Raw genomic sequence first — 22,091 nt, forward strand, 5'->3', positions numbered from 1 at the left:
ACAAAGAACTCCTTCTACCGGTAGTGGCGTGTCGACACCATCAACGTGGTCGCCAGGGTGGCGCCATCGGCGACTTCGCCCTCCGGGTCATCTGGGCCTGGCGCCTGTCGTACGGCGTCGATCTGCCGCTCGATTCCGCGCAGGTTCTCCTGCAGGTCCATGGTCACCACGCCGTCTACGGAGACCTTCAGCGGGTCGGCGAGCAGCCTCGCACGCCGCTCGCCCAGTACCTCCAGCGCGACCGCGCGTACCGACCGCAGCCGGAAAAACCGGCGCTCCAGGTCCGCCGGGTCGGTCTCCGGGCCGAGCTGGGCGAGCAGCCAGGACCGCTGGAATTCGTCCACCAGGTTCACATCCCTCACGTGAGGCACGGCCCGGAGCCAGAACGGGGGACCGGCTCCGGGCCGTGCGGGCGAGCGTATTACGAAGCGGACGAGCGCGGCCGCCGCGACGGTGCTTTCTTCGCGCCGCCTCCGTCGGCCTCGCCCTTCTCGTCCGCCACCTCGGCCACGCCCGCAGTCGGGTCCGGCTCGCCGACAGCGACCGACCGCAGCTCAGCCTCTTCCGCTTCTTCTGGCGGCGTATCCCAGGCATCCGGGTTCGTCACCAGCGCGGCGATCTCCGGGGCCGGGCTCTCGCCTGGCAGCAGGACCAAGTCCTTCCACGTGGACGGGTCCTTCACATACACAGCGGCGACCAGACGGCGCACCGGCATCACAGCACCTTCGCGACGATGTGCGCGTCCGGGGTGTGCATGACCGGCATGCCGACCGCGGCGCCCTTGGTCCAGATCTGAACCGGGTCATCCTGCACACCACGGGTGATGATCAAGCCCGGCGCGTCCTCCCTGATGATCTCCGGGTTGGTGCCGCGAGAGAGAACCAGCGCCTCGGCCGTCACACCGAGCATGGTCTGCGCCCACTTCTCCCGCTCCGGCGGCACCAGAATCCACAGGTCCTCGGGCAGCACCTTGCGGGGCTTGCCGTCGACCCTGACCTGCGCCTTGTAGAACTGGATCGGCGGCAGGTTGTAGTTGCCGCGCACCACGTTGATCTGCTGGGGGGTCAGCGTGGCCGTCGGCGTCGTCGACGGGTTCACCGACCCGTAGTACGCGGCCCGATAGGCGTTGTTCGCCGCGAGGTAGCTGAACGCCTTCCGGCTGGTGAGCACCAGCTCCGGCTCCGGGGCGCCGATGTCGTCCAGGTGCTGAATCCACCGCAGCTCATCGGCGATCGGATCGGACGCAGGATCGGACCACGGGCGGGCGGCGACCGGCATGTTCTCGGCCGGGACGTTCCAGTTCACCTCCAGCGTCAGGCCGTTCTCCTGCACGAGCGAGAAGCGGCCGTCCGCAAGGACATCACCGGCGGCCAGTTCCAGCCGAGAGCGGATCGCCTCGACGTGCCGTTCGACGTCGTCATACAGCAGCTCGATCAGCCGATCCTGATCCGAGCCGCGCGAGGCTTCGAGCAGGATCTGCTCCTGCTCGCCCACCACGAGCTTCTGCCCGAGCGCGGGCAGCGCGCCCTCGCGGGAGGTCTGCCACGCCTCGCGGGTCGCGAACGGAACGCTGGCATCGAAGCTGCGGTACTTCGCGACGTTCACGTACCGGCCGGAGTCCCTAACCCGCCACTTGACCTCCGGCAGTTCCCGTGTTGGGAAGATCGTCTGCGTAAGGAGGAAGTCCTTCGGCGAGGGGACCGCACGCGCAAACGTCGTGAGGTCCGCCACCGAGACGTCCTTCAACAGGTCCTGGATCGTCACAGCGCACGCCCCCGCTTACACGAAGCGGATCTGCGCACCCCGCGGGTGCCAGGCGACCTGAGACACGTCGATGCCGCCCGGAACCTTCGCCGAGCGCACCGACCCGTGCCACAGCAGTGCGGCCGGAATCCGTGTCTGCCCCGGTGCGAACGGGACCTCGGCGAACACGAAGCCGCGGAGAACCTGCCGGCCGCACACCGCATCCGGATCGTACGGCCCGTACAGCTTGCTCTCGGTGACCTTCCCGACCGGCACACCGGAGAGCACCCGGCCATAAGGCTCGCACCCATCACCACACTGGTAGTGCACGCCCTCGGTGAACAGGTTCAGATCGAGGGTGATGCTGTCGGTCGAGTCGGTCCCGTGCAGTGCCGCCAGCCACTCGCGGTTGGCGATCAGGGTTTCCGAAGTCGTCACGGGCTGAATGGTCATGCCGTCTCCTATGGACGAATGCGGGTTACTGTCCGCACACCGCACATGAGGGCGGTGCCGTCCACGGGAGTCAGGGGCGTGGTCCCCTCTACCTGCTGCTCAGCAGGCCGGTCCTCTGCTATTCGGTGGCGACGAGGCCCCGTCGCCGGGCCATCTCCAGCCCGGACGAACCCGGCCGACGTGCTGGCGCCGTACGTGACGGCCCCCGACCAGCTGGGGCACCGTCCGGCGCCGCCGACACCGGGGTGCGTACATCACCGAACAGCTCGGGACGTCGTACTCGCAGCGCCTCCCCTGCCGCCGCGACCTGGGCCTCGTCGGCCTCATCGTCTGTTGCCAGCAGCCGCTCGGCGTCTGCAAGGTCATCGCCCTTGGCTCCCAGCGCCACCAGCACCGCGCGTCGTATCGCCGCACGCTCCCGCTCGGCAGCGGCCTCCTCGCGTTGAGTGGCCTGCAACTCTCTCTCCGCTGCGGCCTGCTCTCGCCGCTCGACTTCCGACAGAGCAGCCTGTTCGGCCTCACGCTGTGCCGTCACGAACTGCGTGAGGTCCTTCGGATTCTCGAACCCGAGAGTCGCCAGCAGACGCTTGATCGCGGCCCGCTCGCCCTGCTGCTTCTCCCGAGTCAACAACTTGCCGAGGCGTTCCTGGGTTACCGTCACTTGGGCGGGCTCCACATCGCCCGCATCGTCCAGTCGCTCGCTCGCCTCGTCCTCCGAGGAGGCACCGAGAATCGGGTAGATCGGCCGCCCATCGCGGCGGTAGCCGACAGGACGGCGAGTCGGCAAGGGCCAGACCATGCAACTCCTCCTGGTGCGCGCCCCCGCGCTGCCGATCAGTGTAGCTCTCCTGCGCAGCACGAAGGCCAACCCCTTAGCGCACAATTGCCGAACTGGCCACCGGGCGGCAGCAACTACGCGTACTCTGACCGCGTGCCACGGCACGGCGCCTCCTCTGCCGCACCTGCCCCCGGACACCAGGTCCGGCGCGATTCAGTGGAGGTAGCCGATGCGACGGCATTTAGGGGAACTGGTCGAGAAGCTCGGGCGACGCGAGTTGGCCTTGATCATCGTTGGAGCAATCGCCTCAGCGGTGACGGCCAAGCTTTTGGACATGGCGCTGTAGCTGGCGACCATGGCGCTCTAATCGCCATGGTCGCCAGCCGCTGAAAGGCCGCTCCCCAAGGGGCCCTGCTCTGGTCACGGAGCAGGGCCCCGCTGTCTACGCTGGGCGCGACTGGCTCGCGTCTTGGAGCAATGTGGTCGGGCCGTTGGCGGTCGGCCCCCACCTTCGGTCAATCGTGTGGCGGCACAACTGACGCTTATAACTTGACGGACACCGAAAGCCTAGACGATCCAACGGGGGCCCGTTGAGTTTTACGCGTCATCGCCGCCCCATCCTTTAACGCTCGTTGGGGGTCAGGGATCCGGAAGCACCCTCGTAACCTCAGACGCTTCGTCGGTGGTGGCCGCAGCAGGTTGCTCCAGTTTCGGAACCTGCACATCCTGCCGCACCGCCGCCTGGATACGCGCCACCTCCTGCGACGCGTCGTTGATCCGATAGCCCGCGTCCAAGAGCGTCTGCACCGCCGTCTCCAACGAGAGCACCCCCGCCCCGTACGCCTTAACGACTTCGTCCAGCACTGCGGCGCGGTCGGTGGGCGTGTGCGGTGCCCACGTCAATCGCACCGAGAACGACTCCCTGGCCGTCCACCCCTCGGCTCGGCCGGCCTGGTACAGCCGCTGTACGAACTTGAACAACAGCCGGTACTTGTGTTCCCTGACCAGCCGCATGGCGCCCACCAGTGCATCCAACGGCGCAAGCGCCAGCTTGAACGCGTACCCCGAGGGCACCTCCGAGGCATCCAGCATGCCCAATCCTGCTGCTGTGATCCGCGAGTTCGACGCGATCCGGTCCAACAGATGCTCCACCCGCGCGCGCAGCTCCGCCAGCTGGGGCGACGTGTCCAGCGCGTCCATACGCCCGGACTCACCGAGCTGCCACACCGCGCCCGCTTCCACCTTCAACTTCTCCGGCCTGCCCGTCGCCCGGTCGACCGGCAGCCGAGCCCCGGCAAGCCCGATGATCGGGGTGCCCGTCGTCGCGGAAGCGGCCGAGCTATCCGAGTCGGTCGCGGCCAGTTCGTCCAAGCCCTGGAGCACGCGGGCGATCGCCGACCGGCCCCAGTGCTCCCCGCTCTCCGGGACAGTGTTCGTGATGTGGATGACCGGCAAGAAGTCGATCAGCAGGTCCAGCCGGTTCAGCTCCGTGCCGTCTGGCCGCACCCGAAACGCCGCCTTGTCCATCGGCAACCGATCCAGTGTCTCCCCACGCTTCAGGTCTTCCAGCAGCCACTCGGCATCCGTCAGGAAACACGTCATGTTCGACGACTGGCCCGGCTGCCATGGGTACTCACGCACAACATGCACGTCGCCCTCAGAGATTGGCCCCAGCTCGTACGTCACACGGCGCACCCTGGCCTTCAGCCCCGCTTCCTCGTCCTCCGGTAGCTCCCACGCCAGATGAACCCTGCTCGGAAAGTCCTGGTCCCGGTCGTCCTCCCACTGCGGGAAGTAGAAACCGGGGTCGTACACCCTCAGTGTTGGACGCTGCTTCTCCGGGTTCCATGCCCGCGCGTACACGCTGTCGCCCAGCAGCACAGCAGCGCGCTCCGCCTGCTGTACCCGGAGCGTCAGCAGCTCCTGATCTGCCCACTTCCGCAACCGCTCCTGCGCGGCCGCGGCCTCTGTCGCGCCCGGCTCGGGGACCTCCTCGTCGGCGCGCTCAGCTCCCGCCACGGCAATCTGCTGGTCCGAGCCGAGCAGGTAGCCGAGCGCCGTATCGACCAAGTTCGCCGCGTCGCCGAGCTCGCGCCGCTCCAGCGCCAATTCGTCCCCCGAGGCCGCCGCGAGCTGCCCGGCCTGGTTGTTGTCATAACTCGCCAAGACCTTGTACGCCGCGAGCCGTCGCATCTCATGCGGGGGTAGCCACGATGCCGCAAGTTCGGGAAATGATCGGCTCGCTTGGCGGCTGGCATCGGCCATGACCGGCTTGTAGTTCAGCCATGACCAGGCGTCGATAACGAATTGGCGCAGGCCCACGTCCGCTCCAGGAAGTTCGGCCCCCACGCCACCGCACAGCGTAGCTCCGAACCAAAAGGTGATCAGCACTCGTTCACGCTGTACAACGCCGGAACCATCAGTGACATCGAACGCGCCAGGCAGCATGTGAGCCCTGCAGTACCATGACGCACATGTCCGATGAGACCGTTCCGACACGATCACTCCACCACTGGAGCGGTCGTGGGGCGGCCGTGACCGTCTCGGGTGAGCCGCCTGCGCACCCCCCGAGACTCCGATACTCGGACTCCCTGGCCAAGGTCAGCGCCCGTTCGAACAACGTCCTAGCCACAACCGCGCTCATGGATGTTGGCATCGATCCCCACAGCACCCTGACCATGGCCACCGGGTTGGGGAAGACCGCAGTTGCTGGCCAAGTGATACTTCAGCTGCTTGACGCCGACCGAAAGCGCAGCGGGGTCTGGCAGCAGATCAAGACGCAGCGAAACTACGGCATCTCTGTCGACGAACTGACTGAACGCCTGCTTGCCAGGCTAGAGGCCGATTCAGGGCTTCCCGGCATCACTACCACCCTCAACCGTCGACAACCACGTCTGCGGCCAGTCGATGAGGGCCAATGCATCGATCCACTGTTGTGGAAGCAGGAAGTAGCCCTCAGTAAGCGGATCGTCCGTTTGCGCGATCTGTTGGACCTGATTCTGGGCGTGGTCCACTACGAGTTCACCAGCACCATCCCCCGCGTAGATACGTCACCATGCGGAGTGATCCGCCTCGCGGCGCCGCGGGTTCCTCGTGCTCCCACATTGGCCAGCGATCCCCTGGCCCTACCCCACACGCGTGTGTCTGCCGCCTGACCTCACCGAGTAAGAGGCGGCAGGCTGCCGCCATCACTCAGCGAGGTACCCAAGAAGTGCACCTGCCGCTTCCACCGCGTTGGCATCTCCCGCTCGCGATCCTGCTGGCCATCGTGGTACTCATCCCAATCGCCGACTGGTACAGAAGGCGATACATCCGCAAGATGCGGACCGCATGGCGAGCCCTGAAACGGCGCGTACGCGCGCGGCTCCGCCGCACCCTGCACCACCTGATGCGCGACCCTGACGACCCCACCTCCGTCTGAACCGCGATGCCGGGGCCCATTTCCGGATCGGGCCCCGGCAAACGGAAGGCTCCGCCAGACCACAGTCCAGATACCGATTCCCACCAGCGGGTGGCGCGCTCACCGCCGACCGCTGAGTCGCTTGTCATCGCCCCCACGAGGAGGTGGCATCGTCGGGTCAAGGAACAGGTCCCACAGCGCCCACACCGCCGAGTCCAGCAAGTCCGGCGAGTCCTCCGTCTCCCCTTGGCCAACGAACGTCGTCATCTGCTCCTCCAGCTCGGCGAACGCCCGAGCCGGGCCGACGTGGTGAACGCGAGCCTGCTCGTAGAGCTGCGCAGCCGGAGCCGCCCGTGCCCGCTTCCCGCGGGTCGCATGGACGATTCGCCAGTTCACTGTCGGGTCCACCTGCTCTAACAACGCCGGCAGGTAGTCGCCACCGTTGTTCGCCTCGATGACCACGCAGTCCGCCCGGTGCTCGTGGTATAGCTTCGCCGCACGCTGCATGGCCTGTGTGGGCGTGTGCCGAGCCTGTTCGCAGTGCAGAAGGTAGCCACGCGGCCGATCGTCTCCGAACATCGACTCCACCGGATACCCGCGCCCGGCCACGGTGAAGGCCGTCATGTCTGCGTTCTCGTGGCTCTTGGTCGCCGGGTCCACGGCCACCACCAGGCGCTGAAGGTCGGGCAGGTGCTCCGGCCGAGGCCGGAAGCCCTCGACCTCAAGCATCCAGCCCTGCCACAGCGCGCCCTCGACATCCTCCAGTAGCTCGCCCGACAGTTCCTGTCGCCCGAGCCGAGTGCCGGCGTACTCCTCCTCCAACTCCGCACGCGCCGCCGCGGACAAGTTGGCGTCGTTCTCCCGCATGTGCCCCCGCGTGAGCACCATCCGCGGCGGTTCGCCGCCCTCCCGGTGCGCCTTCTCCTGTGCCCGACCGCGCTCCACGAGACGCTTCACGTGCGGCAGTGGCTTCGGCGTCGTAGAGATCACGACCTGCGGGGTTTCCGCCTCGCGCAGACAGAACCACAGCATGTCGTAGACCTCCTGTGCGGTGTGCCGCGACCAAGCCGCGTACTCGTCGCACCACGCCTTGTCGAAGGCCCAACCGCGCAGATTGTCCGGCGTCTCTGCACCGAACCCACGAAACAACGTGCCGTTCTTCAGCCGGAGCGTGGTCTCACCCAGCGAGGAGTTGTACTTCGCCACCTCTTCCGGCGGGATCACCGACAACAGACCAGACTTCGGGGATTCGAAACAGATGTCACGCACCAGCGTGGCGTTCCTCGCCACTACCGCGATCTGCAACCCCGGTGCCTTGGCCCACTCCCGCACCATCTCGGCCGCCGTCCGCGACTTACCCCACCCGCGCCCGGTGAGCAGCATCCACACCGTCCACAGCCACAATGGCTGCCGCTGTGCCGCACGTGCGTGGTGATGCAGCCACCCTTCGTGCGGCAACCCATCGCATTCCGGCACTCCGCACGCCCAGCGTCGCGCCGACAGCTCATCGGCATGTACCAGATCAGCCACCTCGGTCTTCAGCTGCTCCAGGGTCATCATCCTCGGATCGGCGAAGTTCTCGATCAGCCGCCGCTTCGCCCGGCCCCGACTCACGGCCCCTCCTCCGTCAGCCGCCGCTCCAGTTCACGCCGCAGCTGATTCATCCGAGCGCGACGCTCCTCATCCGTCAGGGCAGCTACATCAGCCCCTTGCCCCTCCACCGCCGCGTCGGCCACCACTGGGACCTCACCGACCGCCCGCCGCTCGATCTCGGCCGCGACCTGGAAGTAGCGCAGCAGGTCGGGGGGGACAGTTCGCGGGGGTCGAGGGCCTGGAGCCGTGCCACAGCCTTGCCCAGGAACGCCTGCGCCAGCTTGGCGTGCCGACGGGCGATGTCGCGGCGGGCCTGATGCTGTTCGGCGAGGAACACACGGTCCAGCTCGCGGTCGTAGGCCGTCGCCCGCATCACCCACGCGTACTGCCGCGACCACCGCCCCAGGAGAGTGCGCGATTTATGCAACTCCTGTGCCGCCTTCGTGACACTGCGCACAGGGCCGAGATCGCGATACACAGCGAACGCCTCGAACGCCTGGACCGACTCTGCTGCCTGCCGCTCCCAGGGCTCCACGGGGCCCTCAGCCACCGCTCACCTCCTGCCAACGGCCGGCTCTAGTGGACCCGAGCAGCAAACACGTCCAACGCCCGCCACGGCTCGTTCTCTGGCACGGTGCCGTCCTGCACGAGCCGGTCGATCGCAGCTCGTACGACGGCCGCCGTCTCCACCGGGATCTCCCGTACGCCAAACACCGTCTCCAGCGGCGCTGTGCCCTTGCGGTTCGGCTCACCCGAGGCTGCGTCGAACCAACCCTCGGCCAGTTCGCCCAGGTGCCGTTCGAACACGGTGAGAATCACGCCCAGCGCCGTCGCGCTGTTGCCGATCTTGTACGTGGCCCGGGAGGTCTCCAGCGCATTGTTCCAGCCCCGCCAGCCACCGTTGGTCCGCCGAGCCCGTGGCCCGAGCAGCATCGAAGGCCGCCTCCGCGCGCTCCAACTCGTCGGGCAGGAACATCAGCTGCACACTGGCGAAGTCGAGGTTCGCCTCACCGAGGCTGGAAACGTCGACCTTCTCCAGCAGGTCCAGAGCCTTGTCGTCCAGGCCCGTGTACTGGCGCCACTCCACCGACTCCAGCTCCTCGTACAGCTCCTTGAGGATCGCCGGATCGTCCTGGCCTGCGATGGCGTTATGCGAGAGCTGGAGCGCAATCTGCCGCTGCCGGGGAAGCGGCTCGTCCATCTGCATCCACCAGATCGACGTCAGGCCGGCCTCAATCGCTGCGAGCGTCCGGTGATTTCCGGACAGCACGATCAGCCGCCCGTTCTCAGCGTCGTTCCATACCAGGGGCGTCGAGGTGAGGCACCCGTCCCGCTTGATGTTGGCGACCAGCTGCTGGAACTGCTCGTGCGGCAGGAACCTGGCGTTCAGGTCCAGCAGGGTCAGCGCGCGCGGGTCGCCCTGCACCATCTGCGGCGGGGCAAGCTGCGTCGTCTCCTCCATGGTCAGACTCCCGTCTTCATCGTCGACACTCGGGCGCCCCACCGCTTCGCCCACTTCTCCAAGGCCTCGGCAAGCGTGTGCTCACCCATGGCCCCTTGGTACTGGAGCTGGTACTTCCAGCCGCCCTCGTTCGACGGGCCGCGCTTCGTCAGCCGGAGCAGCCCGCGGTACTTCATGGACACTGGGTTGTTGCTGAATGCCGTGGTGGACACCGCCCTGATGCGCCGCGAAAAGGCCCTCTGGCACAGCAGTCGCGCCTCGCTGGACGTTGCCGCGAGCACGATGAGCTTCGACAACCGCGGGTAGTCCGTCGGCGCAACTGCGAAGTCGGAGAGCAGGTAAGCCTCGTCGGGCGTGTAGCTGCTCGGCGCCATCGCGAAGACGCCGAGCACTCTGCCTGCACCGTCCTTGACCGCGACGGCGAGGTTGGCTGCCCCCGGGGTAATGCGCGGGTTCAAGTACTGCGACCGCAGGGCGTTGAACTGGCCGGGCTTGAGCATCGCGAGCTTCAGCGGCCCGACCAGTTCATCACCGACGCGCAGCCGTGGCGCCTTGACCGGCTCTATCGGCTGGCGTGGAGCCACGATGCGCGTCGGCGCATCGCTGGCGTAGACGTAGAAGGGTGCTGCGCGCGGGGTGGCCTTGATTACGCCGCGCAGGTATCGGTGCAGCTCAGGTAAATCGTGGTTCGAGGCGGTGAGCCAGTACGGACGGTCGGTGATCGCGCCGAGGACGTCGACGACGTCAGCGTCGGACAGTGGCTCGTACTCAGGTGCGTCCCAGGTGAAGTGCGTATCCAGCGGCTCATAGAGCTTCTCGTATCCGCCGCCGTAGAAGGGAGGAAAGGAACAGACCGGAGCCTCGCGAGGTACCCTCAGCAGCCAGGAGCGAACGTCCTCAACGGTGTACGAGGCCAGCTCGACGTCGGCGGCGGACAGTCGCTGGACAGTCTCGGCGTGCTTGACCTTCCACTGGTCCCGGTAGGAACGCACGACTCGTGCGTTCCAGAGTCCTTCGCGACCGACACTTGCAAGGAACCGCGTGCCGAGCATCAATGTGGCCACGGTTCCTACTCCGTCGTCCAATGAGCGTGCGAGCCAATGAAGTTGCTCCGCACTCTCCTCGCGGAGGCGGATGCCGACGGGCTGCTTTGTGAGCCATCGGCCGACGGCGCTGGTGTAGATGGAAACGTCCGAGGAGTGCAGCTCGAAGCCCATGCCAGCCACGCTGCGTTCGATGGTGAAGTTGCCGCAACACGGGACGTACACCTCACCGCGCGGCCAGCTGCTGGCGGTCTCCCTCACGATAGAGCGCATGGGGCCCGGAATGGTGCCCTGGAACATCTCTCGCCTCCTAGATGCGCGGCCGTTCGGAACAACAGCGACCGACCTGACAAGTGCCAGGCCGGGCGCTGTGCTGGAGGCCAACACGAAAAGCATAGACACTTGAAATAATGTCACCTATATCTTCAATGAGCTCAGCGTTGATCCACCAGCGACCAGGGGAATCACCCTTGAGGGAGGTGGCCTGTATCTGCATCGGCGTCCACGCCCCCGAAAGCACCGCCCGGCCCGCCACAACGGCCTGCGGGCGCTGGCCAACACCGGCGCGGGCCCGAGCCGGAGGCAAGGAACTGCCTCGGGGCGAGCCCGCGCGGTGTCGCGTACTCAGGGCAGCAAGACGGTCGCTTGCTCCTGCTTGGCCTCCGCGGACTTCCGCGCGGCAAGGTCGCGCTCGGCGTCCAGAGCCGCGGCCGCACCGGTGCCCGCAGCGGTGATGGCCTGCCGGTAGGTGTGGTCGACGACGTCCCCGGCCGCGAAGACGCCGGGAAGGTTCGTCCGCGTGGACGGGGAAGCGACCTTGATGTAGCCCTGGTCGTCCAGGTCGAGTTGGCCGCGGAACAGCTCGGTGCGCGGGTCGTGGCCGATCGCGATGAACAGCCCCGTGACGTCCAGGTTGCGGGTAGTGCCGGTGAAGACGTCCCGCAGGACGATGCCGGCGAGCATGCCGTCTTTCTCCTTGATTTCGGCGATCTCGCTGTCGAAGGCGAAGGAGATCTTGTCGTCGGCGAAGGCCCGGTTCTGCATGACCTTCGACGCCCGGAGGGTAGAGCGGCGGTGCACGATGGTGACGGAGCGGGCAAAGCGGGTGAGGAAGGTCGCTTCCTCCATGGCGGTGTCCCCGCCGCCGACCACGACGATGTCCCGGTCACGGAAGAAGAAACCGTCGCACGTCGCGCACCAGGACACCCCGCGCCCGGACAGTTCGTCCTCGCGCGACAGGCCGAGTTTGCGATAGCCGGAACCGGTCGCCACGATCACGGTCCGCGCACGGTGGACGATGCCGGACGAGTCGGTCAGCAGTTTGATGTCGCCGGTGAGATCGACGGCTGTGATGTCGTCGTCGATCATCTCGGCGCCGAACTTCTCCGCTTGGGCCCGCATGTTCTCCATGAGGACCGGGCCGTCGACGCCCTCGGGGAAGCCGGGGAAGTTCTCGACTTCGGTGGTGGTGGTGAGCGAGCCGCCGACGAAGATGGAGCTGCCGAACAGCAGCGGCTCGAGCTGAGCTCGTGCGGTGTAGAGGGCGGCGGTGTATCCGGCGGGGCCGGAGCCTATGACGATGACGTCGCGGACGTCGTCGGTCTGCGGCATGGGGGTCATGCCTCCTGCTTGGCGTCGATCTCGGCGATGAGGGCTTCGATGCGGGTCTTGATCTCGTCGCGGATCGGGCGCACAGCCTCAACGCCCTTGCCCGCGGGGTCTTCCAGGGCCCAGTCGAGGTACTTCTTGCCGGGGAAGATCGGGCAGGCGTCGCCGCAGCCCATGGTGATCACGTAGTCGGACGCCTGTACCGCCTCGGTGGTCAGGACCTTCGGCTTCTGGGCTGCGATGTCGATGCCGACCTCGTCCATCGCCTCGGCAGCGGCCGGGTTGACCTGATCGGCGGGCAGAGAGCCCGCGGAGCGGACCTCGATCCGGTCGCCCGCGAGGTGGTTGAGGAAACCGGCGGCCATCTGGGATCGGCCTGCGTTGTGGACACAGACGAACAGCACGGAGGCGAGCGGGGCGGCAGGCATGGGTTCTTCCTTCGCGAAATGGATCAGCAGCGGGGGCGCGGGGTGGTTCAGGTGGCCGGGGAGGTCAGCAGGTCGGTGATGCGGGCGTCGATGTCGTCGCGGACGGCCCGCACCTCTGCGATCGGCGCGCCGTCGGGATCGGCGACGGGCCAGTCCAGGTAGCGGCGGCCGGGCACGACAGGGCAGGCGTCCCCACAGCCCATGGTGATCACGATGTCGGCGGCCTGGACGACCTCGTCGGTCAGCGGCTTGGGGAAGGCCCCGGCCACTTCAACGCCCGCTTCACCAAGGACCTGCGCGATATGCGGCTCGACCTCGGCCACCGGGTGTGTCCCCGCCGAGGAGACGGTCACCCGACCAGCGGCACGGTGCTCGAGGAGAGCCGCAGCCAGCTGGGAGCGTCCGGCGTTGTGGCTGCAGACGAACAGCACGCGCGGCAGCCCGGGACCCGGGGCGCCCTGGACGTGTGACAGGGCGTCCAGGCGCTCGGCAGTCAGGCGTTCGGCCAGCACGACGAGGTGCGTGTGCACTCGGGCGGTCGCAGCGAGGCGCCGGTAGGAGTCGGCGAGCAGGGTCTGTACGGTCTCGGCTGCGAAACGGCCGGCGTGCCGGGTGGCGAGCCGGGCTGCCCCGGCGGCAAGGCGCTCGTCGGGGAGGGCGAGCGGGGAGGCGGACATGGCGAGACCCTTCCGACGGGGCCTATAGGTCAGCCTGGACTGGTATCAGCTCCAGGTGATGTGACAGTATCAGCCCATGATGACGTCAGTCGACACTGACCTGATCCGGGTGCTGGCCGACCCGCTCAGGCTCCAGATCGTGACCCTGCTGGCCCGCGAAACGCTGTGCACCACGCACCTGGTGGAGGAGACCGGCGCGCGCCAGACGAACCTCTCCAACCACCTCAGGGTGCTGCGCGAGGCCGGGGTGGTGGAGACCGAGCCGTGCGGCCGGTTCACCTACTACCGGCTCAAGCCCGACGTCATCGAAACCCTGGCCGGTCAGTTCGCCGACCTGGCAGCCACCGCCCGCGCCACCGCGGCCGCCGACACCAAGAGGGCCTGCCCGTGACCCGCACCGAAGCAGCCGCGACCACCGACGAAACCTCCGTCGTCGCCAAGCTCTCCACGCTCGACCGCTACCTCGCCGTATGGATCCTCGCTGCGATGGCTCTGGGCCTCGGGCTCGGCCGCCTGATCCCCGGCCTGAACGACACTCTGGCCAAGGTAGAGATCGGCGGCATCTCGCTGCCGATCGCGCTCGGCCTGCTGATCATGATGTACCCGGTGCTGGCGAAGGTCCGCTACGACAAGCTGGATGCCGTCACAGGCGACCGGAAGCTGATGATCTCCTCACTTGTCATCAACTGGATCCTGGGACCTGCGGTGATGTTCGCCCTGGCGTGGATCTTCCTGCCCGAGCTACCCGAGTACCGCACCGGCCTGATCATCGTCGGCCTCGCCCGCTGCATCGCCATGGTGATCATCTGGAACGACCTCGCGTGCGGCGACCGCGAAGCCGCCGCCGTACTCGTCGCCTTGAACTCCGTGTTCCAGGTCCTGGCCTTCGGCCTGCTCGGCTGGTTCTACCTCGACCTGCTGCCCGGCTGGCTGGGCCTGGGCGACGGCGAACACCTGGACATCTCCATGTGGAAGATCGCCCTGAACGTCGTCATCTTCCTCGGCATCCCGCTCCTCGCGGGCTTCCTCACCCGCCGCACCGGCGAGAAGAAACTCGGCCGCGAGACGTACGAGCAGAAGTTCCTGCCCAAGATCGGCCCCTGGGCCCTGTACGGGCTGCTGTTCACGATCGTCATCCTCTTCGCCCTGCAGGGAAAGACGATCACCTCGCAGCCTCTGGACGTCGTGCGGATCGCGGTGCCGCTGCTGGTCTACTTCGCGCTGATGTGGTTCGGCACCTTCGCGCTCGGCAAAGCGATCGGCCTGAACTACGACCGCACCGCCACACTGGCCTTCACCGCCGCGGGCAACAACTTCGAGCTGGCCATCGCGGTCGCCATCGCCACCTTCGGCGTCACGAGCGGCCAGGCCCTGTCCGGCGTCGTCGGCCCGCTCATCGAGGTTCCCGTCCTGGTCGCGCTGGTGTACGTCTCCTTGGCCTGGCGCAAGAAGTTCACGGCCGCGCGGTGACGCAGCAGACAGATGTGGTGGTGATCGGCGGCGGCCAGTCAGGGCTCGCCGCCGGATACCACCTGCGCCGCCACGGCGTGGATTTCGTCATCCTCGACGCCCAGTCCACGCCTGGCGGGGCCTGGCAGCACATGTGGGACTCCCTGCACCTGTTCTCCCCGGCCGCCCACTCCTCGCTGCCCGGCCGCCTCATGCCACCCCAGCCCGGCGAGACCTACCCGGACGCCGGACACGTGGTGGAATACCTCGCCGACTACGAGAAGCGGTATGAGCTGCCGGTCCAGCACGGCGTCCAAGTCCAGGCCGTGTACCGCGACGGTGCGTGGCTTCGGGTGGAGACAGACTCCGGCGCCTGGCAGGCACATGCGGTCATCAGTGCCACCGGCACCTGGTCACGCCCCTTCCTGCCCGCCGTCCCCGGCCGCAACACCTTCACCGGCCGTCAGCTGCACACCGTGGACTACCGACGCCCAGCCGACTTCGCCGGCCAGCGCGTCATCATCGTCGGCGGTGGCAATTCCGGCGCGCAGATCGCCACCGACCTTGCGCACGACACCGAGCTGACGTGGGTGACCCGGCGTCCGCCGCGGTTCCTGGCCGACGACATCGACGGCCGGGCCTTGTTCGATGCCGCGACCGCCCGACGCCGTGCCCTCGACGAAGGCCGCACCGACACCGGCGGCGTGGCCTCGCTTGGCGACATCGTCGCCGTGCCGCCGGTGCGCGCCGCCCGGGACGCCGGGCTACTCACGGCGAAGCCGATGTTCAACCGGCTCAGTGCGACCGGTGTCGCATGGGCTGACGGCACCCGCGCCGAGACGGACACGATCATCTGGTGCACCGGCTTCCGGCCCGCCCTGGCCCACCTCGCCCCGCTCGGACTGCGTGGAGCGCGCGGCCACATCGCCACAGTCGGCACACGGGCGATCGGCGAGCCGCGGCTACACCTGCTCGGCTACGGGGACTGGACCGGCCCCGCCTCAGCCACGCTGATCGGGGTAGGCCGCCCGGCTCGCCAAGCGGCACGCCAGATCGCCGAACTGCTGTGAAAGCCCATCCCACCCGGTAGCGGGTGGCCCCGCTGCGTCGCTCGACCAGGACGACGTCACACCAGCGGCCGTGGCGGTGGCCGATGCGCTCCCGAGTGCCGATGACACGGAACCCGGCGCGCGCGTGGACGGCAAGGCTGACGGTGTTCTCCGGGAAGATCCCGGTCTGGATGGCTCAGATCCCGGCCGCCTCGGCGGATTCGATGCGGGCTTTGAGCAGGCGGAAGCGATCCCCCGGGCAGCGAGGTGGACGTAGACGGAGTACTCGACGACGCCTGTCGTACGCGCACCTGTCGGAGACCTTGGTCGCCGCGACCCACCCGAGCACCGCCCCTCTCGCCGAGGGCGGCAAAGTGGTGCTCGGGCAGCTTGGCCGCATCGAACGTCTCCCAGGTCGGGGCGGCGGTCTCGAACGTGGCGTTGCCCTCGTCGATGCCCGCTTGGTAGATCGCCAGGACCTGATTGGCGTGCTCGGCGGTCAGCGGGCCAACGGTCGCGCTCGATGGGCCTGTGGTGCTGGGTATGCGCTGGATCCCCTTGAGTGCGGCTGTCAGGCGGCAGCGGCCGTCAGGAGCTTGCCCATCGCAGCCAGCACGGACGGCTCAACGCGGTAGTACACCCAGGTGCCGCGCCGCTCGGAGGTCAGCAGCCCGGCCTCCTTAAGCTTCTTCAGGTGGTGGGAGACGGTGGGCTGGGAGACGCCGACGTCGGAGATGTCGCACACGCACGCCTCGCCGCCCTTGTGCGAGGCGACGGCGGAGAACAGCCGCAGCCGTACCGGGTCGCCGAGCGCCTTGAACATCCGCGCGGCCGTCCCGGCCTCCTCGGCGGTCATGGGGCGCTCGGTCAGGGGCGGGCAGCAGGGCACCACGGCCTCAGGGGCGGCGTCCAGCAGCGGCAGCACCTTGGCATTCGACATGCGTCTATGTTGACACATGTCGAAGCAGTGCGGCGAGGGCCGCGTGCGGAGTCAGCTCCGGGACACGTGAGCGGCCAGGCGGCGGGCTGCACGGGCGGCGTCCCGGCCCACTCCGCGCAGGGAGTTGGAGGACAGGCTGCGCTGCCACTCCAGCCCGACGAAGGCCAGGCCCGGATGCGTGGAGGAAGCGCCGTCGCGATGGAGTGGGTGCCCTGCGGCATCGAGGGCGCCGAGGCCTCCGAGGTAGGGCAGGTCCGGCCGGTAGCCGGTGGCCAACAGGATCGTGTCGACCTGCTCCACGCTCCCGTCCACCCAGGTGACTTTGCCGTCCTCGATGCCGGTGAACAGCTCCCGGCGGTCCGGCGCCTCCGCGGCGAGGGCGGCGCGGTAGCGGCCCTCGTCGATGACCAGCTGGGTCGGCGGGGTACGCAGGAAGTGGCCGACCGGCGCCGAGTCAATGCCAGTCCACTTGAACCAGAAGTGCAGATCGCGGCCGAGGGGGCGCTGGTGCGCGAACTTCACCGGCCCCCGGCTGGCCAGGGACACCCGAGCCACGGCGGCGAGTTCGGTGGCGATCTGTATCGCGGAGTTTCCCGCGCCGACCACGACGATCCGCTGCCCGGCGAATGACTCGGGACTCCGGTAGTGGGCGGCGTGGAGCACCTGGCCGGCGAACCGGTCCAGGCCCGGCAGCGCCGGGCGGTAGGGGTGACCGAAGGTGCCGGACGCCGCGACCACGGCCGGCGTCGCAAGGCTCCCGCCACCCTCCCGATCCACGACGAACCCCGATCCGTCCGCACGCACGTCCGTGACGCGGCTGCTGGTGCGGATGTCGACGTCCAGGCGGGCTGCGTAAGCGGTGAGGTAGGCGACTACCTCATCCCGGTGGGGGTATCGGTCCGGATCCTGACCGGGGAACGGCATCCCAGGCAGGGAGCTGTACCGGGCGGGCGAGAACAAGGTGAGGCTGTCGTAGTACCGCGACCACGACCCTGCTGCCCGCTTCGATGCCTCCAGAACTACCGGGCTCAACCCCTCCCGCAACAGCATGTGCGCCGCAGCCAGCCCCGACTGACCGCCGCCAATGACCACCACGTCAACGTGTTCCATAAACGAACCTCGATTCGATAAATGTCTATGTTGACGCTTATCGAATCAGCTGGGATGCTGGCTGCGCAAGACATCGACAGACGTCGAAACACGCAAGGAGTCGCCGTGAACGCGCCCGCCACCACCGAACTGCCCGTCGTCGTGATCGGAGCCGGACCCGCCGGTCTGGCCGCCGCTGCCCACCTGGTCGACCGCGGCCTCGAGCCGCTGGTCCTGGAGGCCGGTGACGCTGCAGGGGCGGCGGTGCGCGAGTGGTCGCACGTGCGGCTGTTCTCCACCTGGGGTGAGCTCACCGACCCGGCCGCGGAGAAGCTGCTCGCCCCGACCGGCTGGACCAAGCCCGACGCGAGCACCTACCCCTCCGGCGGGGACTGGGCCGAGCAGTACCTGCAGCCACTCGCCGATGCCCTCGGCGACCAGGTGCGCTTCGGCGCCCGGGTGACCGGGGTGTCCCGATCCGGCCGCGACCGGATCGTGGATGCCGACCGTGAGGCCCAGCCGTTCGTCGTCCATGTTCAGTACGACAACGGCACCGAGCAGCGCGTCTTCGCCCGCGCTGTGATCGACGCCTCCGGAACTTGGACCACCCCGAGCCCGGCTGGCGGCTGCGGGCTGCCCGCGCTCGGCGAGAAGGCGGCTGCCGACGGCATCACCTACCGCATCCCCGACCTCAAGGACCCCGCCGCCAGGGCCCGGTATGCCGGCAAGCGCACCGCTGTGATCGGCTCCGGCGTTTCCGCCTTCACGGCGCTCGCCTGCCTGGCCGACCTCGCCAAGTCCGACGGTGACACCGGCACGAGGGCCATCTGGATTCTGCGTCGGGGAATCTCCGGTTCCACCTTCGGCGGCGGTACCGCCGATCAGCTGCCCGCCCGCGGTGCTCTCGGCCTCGCTGCGAAGGCCGCGGTCGACGAGGGCCACGCCGACGCGGTCACCGGGTTCCGTACCGAGGCGATCGAACGCGACAGCGCCGGACACCTGGTACTGGTCGGGGAGGACGGCCGACGGCTGGAGCCGGTCGACGAGGTGATCGTGCTGACGGGCTTCCGACCCGACCTGTCCTTCCTCTCCGAGATCCGCCTCGGCCTGGACGAGCGCCTCCAGGCGCCGACCGAGCTCGCGCCGCTGATCGACCCCAACCAGCACTCCTGCGGCACCGTCTACCCTCACGGCCACCGCGAACTGTCCCACCCTGAGCAGGGCATCTACCTGGTCGGCATGAAGTCCTACGGACGCGCCCCGACCTTCCTGGCCATGACCGGCTACGAACAGGTCCGCTCCGTCGTCGCCGCCATCGCAGGCGACCTCGAAGCGGCCGACCGTGTCGAGCTCACCCTGCCCGAAACCGGGGTCTGCGGAGGCGCCGGCCTCTTCGACGCGCCCGAAGCCGAAGAGGCGTCCAGCGGAGGCTGCTGCGTCGCCCCCGAACCGCAGCTCGTCCAGCTCGGCGCACCAGCCGTCTCCGAGGAAGCTCCGACGGGAGGCTGCTGCGGCTCGTGACCAGCCTCAACGCTTGCGCACGCGGGGCCGCAACCGGATTGGGGGACCGGTCATGGCCCCGTCGGTCGGTCAGTAGGCGGCGGGCGCTCACACTGGAGTCGCGCGGCGAGGGGTCGCTCAGGGCTGCCTCGCTCCTGGATCAGCCGTCCGCCGAGGACGGACCCTGGCCTCGCCCGAAGAGGAGCGCCACCAGGGCCAAGCCGACGATGGCGCCGATCAGTTGCACGCCGATGAAGCCAGGCACCGAACCGGGGGCGATGCCTGCGAAGGTGTCGGAGAACGCCCGGCCGACCGTGACCGCCGGGTTGGCGAAGGACGTGGAGGAGGTGAACCAGTAGGCGGCACCGATGTACGAGGCCACGGCCACCGGCGCGATATGCGTCCGGCCGGTGCGGAGGAGTCCGAAGACCAGCAGGATGAGCCCGGTGGTCGCGACCACCTCGCCGACCAGCAGGTGGCCGGTCGCCCGGTCGTGGGCAGACCACTTCACCACCGGCTCGGCGAACATGACATTGGCCAGGACGGCACCCGCAATGGCTCCCGCAGCCTGGGCGGGAATGTACGCGAAGACATCGCGGCCGGTGGCACCTGGGCCGCCACGCCGGGCGGTCCACCACTCGGCAAGTGTGACCACGGGGTTGAAGTGCGCGCCGGAAACCGGGCCGAGCAGAGCTATCAGCACGCCGAGACCTAAGACCGTGGCAGTCGAGTTGGCCAGCAACTGCACGCCAACGTCCCGGCTCAGTTCGGTCGCCTGGATGCCGGAGCCGACCACGACGGCCACCAGCGCGGCAGTCCCCACCAGCTCAGCGGCGGCCCGGCGGGCCAGCGGGGCGCGTGACGGCGTCGCGCCAACCACGGGTTGGGGAACGGCGTCCGTGGACTGGGATCCGGTGTCGATCTTCAAAGGGGCTCCTCATTCAGGAAGGATCAGGTGATCCCGCTCCCAGCGGTGGCACGGGCAACGGCGAGGGTGCGCGCCGCCAGTGTGGGTGATGATGCTGAGCTTGAGCCGGTAACGCCGCATGAGCCTGCTGGTGCATCCGTTTGCCTCTACGCCGGGCTGGATGGACTGCGTCATCGGAAGTCCGGCCGACAGAGAGAAGAACGATGTCCGCCACCGCTCCCACAGGATCCGTGTTGCTCGTGTGCGTCCATAACGCCGGGCGCTCACAGATAGCTGGCGGCTTCCTCTCCCCCTGGCCGACGACCGGATCACACCCCACATCAAGGCTCTCGGGAGAGATCAAATACCAGCAGGGGCAGCTACCTCGTCGGGGTCCTCCTCGGCTCTCGCCAGGGCCGGACTACGCTTCCAGCCTGTGCACCGGGCGCGGATAGCCGGGGCGGAAAGCGGTGGCGGCAGCTGTGGCCACCGAGGCGCAGCCGCATGCCTCGTCCGCTGTGCGCACGGCCGCCCGGACTGCCTCGTCCAGTTCCAACGGATCGCACGCCACCCGGGCGTTGAACCGGACCTCGGCCGACCGCATGGTGTCGGTCGCCGTGCTGTAGGCGATGGGCTCTGCGCCCGCCGCGACAAGGCTCGCTTTGGCCAGGGCGGCGCCGGAGGTCAGAGTGACCTTGGCGTGTCCCACGGTCCAGCCGTGCTCGGCGGCTGCCGCCGACAGGTGTGTCAGGGCCGTGGTCGCCCATGTCTCCGAGGCGAAGCCGTGTGCGTCCTTGACTGCGGCAGTGTCGAACCGCTGGTTCAGCCATGCGAGATGGGCCTCGGCGCTGGCGTAGCGGTCGTAGTCGATGCTGAGGACGGGGGCGGAAGCAGCGGGGGTGCTCAGCCAGGCGTCTACTAAATCTGGAATTCCGCTTCCGGTTGTCGCGGAATAGGGGATGATCGCCGTTGCCTCTGGAAAGCGCAGGCCGAGCTGAGACGTGATCTTTTCAGGGGCGTTCGGTGGCAGCTGGTCGGTCTTGTTCAGGGCGATGATGTCGGCTTCTTCGAGCTGCTTTCCGAAGAGGTAGGAAAGGTCGGCGTTCTTCTCTCCCACAGGCAGCGACGAGGTGAATGCCTGATAGCGGTCGGGTTCGACGACGGTGGTGAGCGGTGAGACCAGAAAACGATCTCCGTAATATCTCTTTAACGGCAGGACCACTGTGGCCTGGAGGTCCGTGCAGCTGCCCACCGACTCCGCGAGCAAGGTGTCGGCGGCACCCCTGTCGATGAGGTCCTGGGCGACCTCCATTAAATCCTCGAACCGGCAGCAAAAACAGCCGCCGGTCACCTCCCCGACGGCTCCCATCTGCGACTTCATGAGCTGGGTGTCCACTAAGTCAGCGCCCTGGTCGTTGGTGATGACAGCGACCCGACGGCCTCGTTTCTCCAGTTCCCTGGACGCGGCCAGAAGTGTCGTCGTCTTACCTGCCCCCAGGAAACCACTCAGTGCTATGAATCGAATCATGCCATTGACGGTAGGGCGCGTGGCGGACTGCGGTCAATGGTGCCTTCGTGAAGTGCGTTTCAATATCATTTCACTGTGCTTCTGCGGCCTGGGGATGTTCCAGTAGGCACCCGAGCGATTCACGTGCAGCCGGGCTAATGCGGTAGTACACCCATGAGGCGCGCCGCTCGGACTCCACCAATCCCACGTCGCGCAGGATTTTCAAGTGGTGGCTGATGGTGGACTGTGAAAGATCGAAAGCGCCGACCAGTTCGCAGACACATACCTCGCCATCGAGATGGGAGGCGATCAAGGAGAGTAGCCGTAGCCGTACCGGGTCGCCGATGGCCTTGTAACGGCGCGCGAGTTCGTTGCACCGTTCCTCGGACAGCGGGATACCTGCCATCGGGGGGCGGCGGTCCGCGACCTCGTCCACGATGTAAAGCTCGTTGGTCCCCATCGCCT

The 22,091-nt window shown here is 67.9% G+C and carries 23 protein-coding genes and 1 pseudogene; 5 read left to right on the top strand and 19 right to left on the bottom strand.

The window, feature by feature from the left end; all coding sequences use genetic code 11:
- Positions 1–14 precede the first annotated feature (14 nt).
- The 6 genes from ACWDSL_RS03995 to ACWDSL_RS04020 form a co-directional block, all read right to left on the bottom strand.
- Positions 15–362, bottom strand: a complete 348-nt coding sequence (locus ACWDSL_RS03995; protein WP_450481457.1) for a hypothetical protein — start codon at positions 360–362, stop codon at positions 15–17.
- A gap of 59 nt (positions 363–421) precedes the next feature.
- Positions 422–715 carry a hypothetical protein gene (locus tag ACWDSL_RS04000; protein ID WP_450481459.1) on the bottom strand — a complete coding sequence of 98 codons (294 nt, stop codon included), beginning with the start codon at positions 713–715 and terminating at the stop codon, positions 422–424.
- Positions 715–1,764: a major capsid protein gene (locus ACWDSL_RS04005; RefSeq protein ID WP_450481461.1), complete on the bottom strand. Its 1,050-nt coding sequence runs from the start codon at positions 1,762–1,764 to the stop codon at positions 715–717. Before ACWDSL_RS04005 ends, ACWDSL_RS04000 begins: the two co-directional genes overlap by 1 nt.
- A gap of 15 nt (positions 1,765–1,779) precedes the next feature.
- Entirely contained in the window at positions 1,780–2,196 is a 417-nt protein-coding gene (locus tag ACWDSL_RS04010; protein WP_450481463.1) for a head decoration protein, read from the bottom strand.
- 118 nt (positions 2,197–2,314) lie between these two features.
- The gene (locus ACWDSL_RS04015) at positions 2,315–2,995 is read right to left on the bottom strand and encodes a hypothetical protein (protein WP_450481465.1); all 681 of its coding nucleotides are present in this window, start codon (positions 2,993–2,995) and stop codon (positions 2,315–2,317) included.
- Between the two features lie 618 nt (positions 2,996–3,613).
- Positions 3,614–5,365 carry a hypothetical protein gene (locus ACWDSL_RS04020; RefSeq protein WP_450481467.1) on the bottom strand — a complete coding sequence of 584 codons (1,752 nt, stop codon included), beginning with the start codon at positions 5,363–5,365 and terminating at the stop codon, positions 3,614–3,616.
- A 251-nt stretch (positions 5,366–5,616) separates the two neighbouring features.
- On the opposite strand from ACWDSL_RS04020, the gene ACWDSL_RS04025 reads away from it, so the two are divergent.
- Positions 5,617–6,129 (top strand): hypothetical protein, encoded by a 513-nt coding sequence (locus ACWDSL_RS04025; protein WP_450481469.1) that lies wholly within the window; start codon positions 5,617–5,619, stop codon positions 6,127–6,129.
- Between the two features lie 365 nt (positions 6,130–6,494).
- On the opposite strand, the gene ACWDSL_RS04030 is transcribed toward ACWDSL_RS04025, so the two are convergent.
- The 7 genes from ACWDSL_RS04030 to ACWDSL_RS04060 all read right to left on the bottom strand — a co-directional run bounded on the left by ACWDSL_RS04030 (position 6,495) and on the right by ACWDSL_RS04060 (position 13,185).
- Entirely contained in the window at positions 6,495–7,988 is a 1,494-nt protein-coding gene (locus ACWDSL_RS04030; RefSeq protein WP_450481471.1) for a terminase large subunit domain-containing protein, read from the bottom strand.
- A gap of 82 nt (positions 7,989–8,070) precedes the next feature.
- Positions 8,071–8,517 (bottom strand): hypothetical protein, encoded by a 447-nt coding sequence (locus tag ACWDSL_RS04035; protein ID WP_450481473.1) that lies wholly within the window; start codon positions 8,515–8,517, stop codon positions 8,071–8,073.
- Between the two features lie 198 nt (positions 8,518–8,715).
- On the bottom strand, positions 8,716–9,429 hold the full coding sequence (locus ACWDSL_RS04040) for a ParB/Srx family N-terminal domain-containing protein (RefSeq protein ID WP_450481475.1): 714 nt from the start codon (positions 9,427–9,429) through the stop codon (positions 8,716–8,718).
- Between the two features lie 2 nt (positions 9,430–9,431).
- The gene (locus ACWDSL_RS04045; protein WP_450481477.1) at positions 9,432–10,772 is read right to left on the bottom strand and encodes a putative antirestriction adenine methyltransferase; all 1,341 of its coding nucleotides are present in this window, start codon (positions 10,770–10,772) and stop codon (positions 9,432–9,434) included.
- Positions 10,773–11,096: 324 nt separating this feature from the next.
- Positions 11,097–12,083 (bottom strand): thioredoxin-disulfide reductase, encoded by a 987-nt coding sequence (gene trxB / locus ACWDSL_RS04050; protein WP_450481479.1) that lies wholly within the window; start codon positions 12,081–12,083, stop codon positions 11,097–11,099.
- Between the two features lie 5 nt (positions 12,084–12,088).
- Positions 12,089–12,508, bottom strand: a complete 420-nt coding sequence (locus tag ACWDSL_RS04055; RefSeq protein ID WP_450481481.1) for an arsenate reductase ArsC — start codon at positions 12,506–12,508, stop codon at positions 12,089–12,091.
- Between the two features lie 47 nt (positions 12,509–12,555).
- Positions 12,556–13,185: an arsenate reductase ArsC gene (locus ACWDSL_RS04060; protein WP_450481483.1), complete on the bottom strand. Its 630-nt coding sequence runs from the start codon at positions 13,183–13,185 to the stop codon at positions 12,556–12,558.
- A gap of 76 nt (positions 13,186–13,261) precedes the next feature.
- Between ACWDSL_RS04060 and ACWDSL_RS04065 the strand changes: the two genes are divergently transcribed.
- Genes ACWDSL_RS04065 through ACWDSL_RS04075 form a run of 3 tightly spaced genes read left to right on the top strand, consistent with a single transcriptional unit; the run spans position 13,262 to position 15,704 of the window.
- Entirely contained in the window at positions 13,262–13,576 is a 315-nt protein-coding gene (locus ACWDSL_RS04065) for an ArsR/SmtB family transcription factor (protein WP_450481485.1), read from the top strand.
- Positions 13,573–14,655 carry an ACR3 family arsenite efflux transporter gene (arsB, locus tag ACWDSL_RS04070; protein WP_450481487.1) on the top strand — a complete coding sequence of 361 codons (1,083 nt, stop codon included), beginning with the start codon at positions 13,573–13,575 and terminating at the stop codon, positions 14,653–14,655. Before ACWDSL_RS04065 ends, arsB begins: the two co-directional genes overlap by 4 nt.
- Positions 14,652–15,704 (top strand): ArsO family NAD(P)H-dependent flavin-containing monooxygenase, encoded by a 1,053-nt coding sequence (locus ACWDSL_RS04075; RefSeq protein WP_450481489.1) that lies wholly within the window; start codon positions 14,652–14,654, stop codon positions 15,702–15,704. Before arsB ends, ACWDSL_RS04075 begins: the two co-directional genes overlap by 4 nt.
- Before the next feature lie 31 nt (positions 15,705–15,735).
- On the opposite strand, the pseudogene ACWDSL_RS04080 reads toward ACWDSL_RS04075, so the two are convergent.
- The 3 genes and pseudogenes from ACWDSL_RS04080 to ACWDSL_RS04090 all read right to left on the bottom strand — a co-directional run.
- Positions 15,736–16,228 (bottom strand): annotated as a pseudogene (locus ACWDSL_RS04080) (N-acetyltransferase family protein); the annotation flags it as partial.
- Between the two features lie 26 nt (positions 16,229–16,254).
- Positions 16,255–16,623, bottom strand: a complete 369-nt coding sequence (locus tag ACWDSL_RS04085) for an ArsR/SmtB family transcription factor (RefSeq protein ID WP_450481491.1) — start codon at positions 16,621–16,623, stop codon at positions 16,255–16,257.
- Positions 16,624–16,674: 51 nt separating this feature from the next.
- A complete protein-coding gene (locus ACWDSL_RS04090) occupies positions 16,675–17,733 on the bottom strand; it encodes a flavin-containing monooxygenase (protein WP_450481493.1) in 1,059 nt (352 codons plus the stop codon).
- A 105-nt stretch (positions 17,734–17,838) separates the two neighbouring features.
- On the opposite strand from ACWDSL_RS04090, the gene ACWDSL_RS04095 reads away from it, so the two are divergent.
- Positions 17,839–19,233 (top strand): NAD(P)-binding domain-containing protein, encoded by a 1,395-nt coding sequence (locus ACWDSL_RS04095; RefSeq protein WP_450481495.1) that lies wholly within the window; start codon positions 17,839–17,841, stop codon positions 19,231–19,233.
- A 139-nt stretch (positions 19,234–19,372) separates the two neighbouring features.
- Here ACWDSL_RS04095 and ACWDSL_RS04100 read toward each other — a convergent pair whose 3' ends face one another.
- The 3 genes from ACWDSL_RS04100 to ACWDSL_RS04110 form a co-directional block, all read right to left on the bottom strand.
- Complete coding sequence (locus ACWDSL_RS04100; RefSeq protein ID WP_450481497.1) at positions 19,373–20,140, bottom strand: aquaporin; 768 nt, start codon at positions 20,138–20,140, stop codon at positions 19,373–19,375.
- 400 nt (positions 20,141–20,540) lie between these two features.
- Entirely contained in the window at positions 20,541–21,647 is a 1,107-nt protein-coding gene (locus tag ACWDSL_RS04105; RefSeq protein ID WP_450481499.1) for a GTP-binding protein, read from the bottom strand.
- A gap of 70 nt (positions 21,648–21,717) precedes the next feature.
- On the bottom strand, positions 21,718–22,086 hold the full coding sequence (locus ACWDSL_RS04110) for an ArsR/SmtB family transcription factor (protein WP_450481501.1): 369 nt from the start codon (positions 22,084–22,086) through the stop codon (positions 21,718–21,720).
- Between the last annotated feature and the right edge of the window lie 5 nt (positions 22,087–22,091).

Source organism: Streptomyces sp. NPDC000941 (assembly GCF_053599555.1).

Coding starts and splice junctions, on each gene's coding strand:
- ACWDSL_RS04010 (WP_450481463.1), bottom strand. CDS start 2,196: ATGACCATTCAGCCCGTGACGACTTCGGAAACCCTGATCGCCAACCGC.
- ACWDSL_RS04000 (WP_450481459.1), bottom strand. CDS start 715: ATGCCGGTGCGCCGTCTGGTCGCCGCTGTGTATGTGAAGGACCCGTCC.
- ACWDSL_RS04105 (WP_450481499.1), bottom strand. CDS start 21,647: ATGATTCGATTCATAGCACTGAGTGGTTTCCTGGGGGCAGGTAAGACG.
- ACWDSL_RS04025 (WP_450481469.1), top strand. CDS start 5,617: ATGGATGTTGGCATCGATCCCCACAGCACCCTGACCATGGCCACCGGG.
- ACWDSL_RS04110 (WP_450481501.1), bottom strand. CDS start 22,086: ATGGGGACCAACGAGCTTTACATCGTGGACGAGGTCGCGGACCGCCGC.
- ACWDSL_RS04060 (WP_450481483.1), bottom strand. CDS start 13,185: ATGTCCGCCTCCCCGCTCGCCCTCCCCGACGAGCGCCTTGCCGCCGGG.
- ACWDSL_RS04065 (WP_450481485.1), top strand. CDS start 13,262: ATGATGACGTCAGTCGACACTGACCTGATCCGGGTGCTGGCCGACCCG.
- ACWDSL_RS04055 (WP_450481481.1), bottom strand. CDS start 12,508: ATGCCTGCCGCCCCGCTCGCCTCCGTGCTGTTCGTCTGTGTCCACAAC.
- ACWDSL_RS04045 (WP_450481477.1), bottom strand. CDS start 10,772: ATGTTCCAGGGCACCATTCCGGGCCCCATGCGCTCTATCGTGAGGGAG.
- ACWDSL_RS04015 (WP_450481465.1), bottom strand. CDS start 2,995: ATGGTCTGGCCCTTGCCGACTCGCCGTCCTGTCGGCTACCGCCGCGAT.
- ACWDSL_RS04085 (WP_450481491.1), bottom strand. CDS start 16,623: ATGTCGAATGCCAAGGTGCTGCCGCTGCTGGACGCCGCCCCTGAGGCC.
- ACWDSL_RS04090 (WP_450481493.1), bottom strand. CDS start 17,733: ATGGAACACGTTGACGTGGTGGTCATTGGCGGCGGTCAGTCGGGGCTG.
- trxB (WP_450481479.1), bottom strand. CDS start 12,083: ATGCCGCAGACCGACGACGTCCGCGACGTCATCGTCATAGGCTCCGGC.
- ACWDSL_RS04040 (WP_450481475.1), bottom strand. CDS start 9,429: ATGGAGGAGACGACGCAGCTTGCCCCGCCGCAGATGGTGCAGGGCGAC.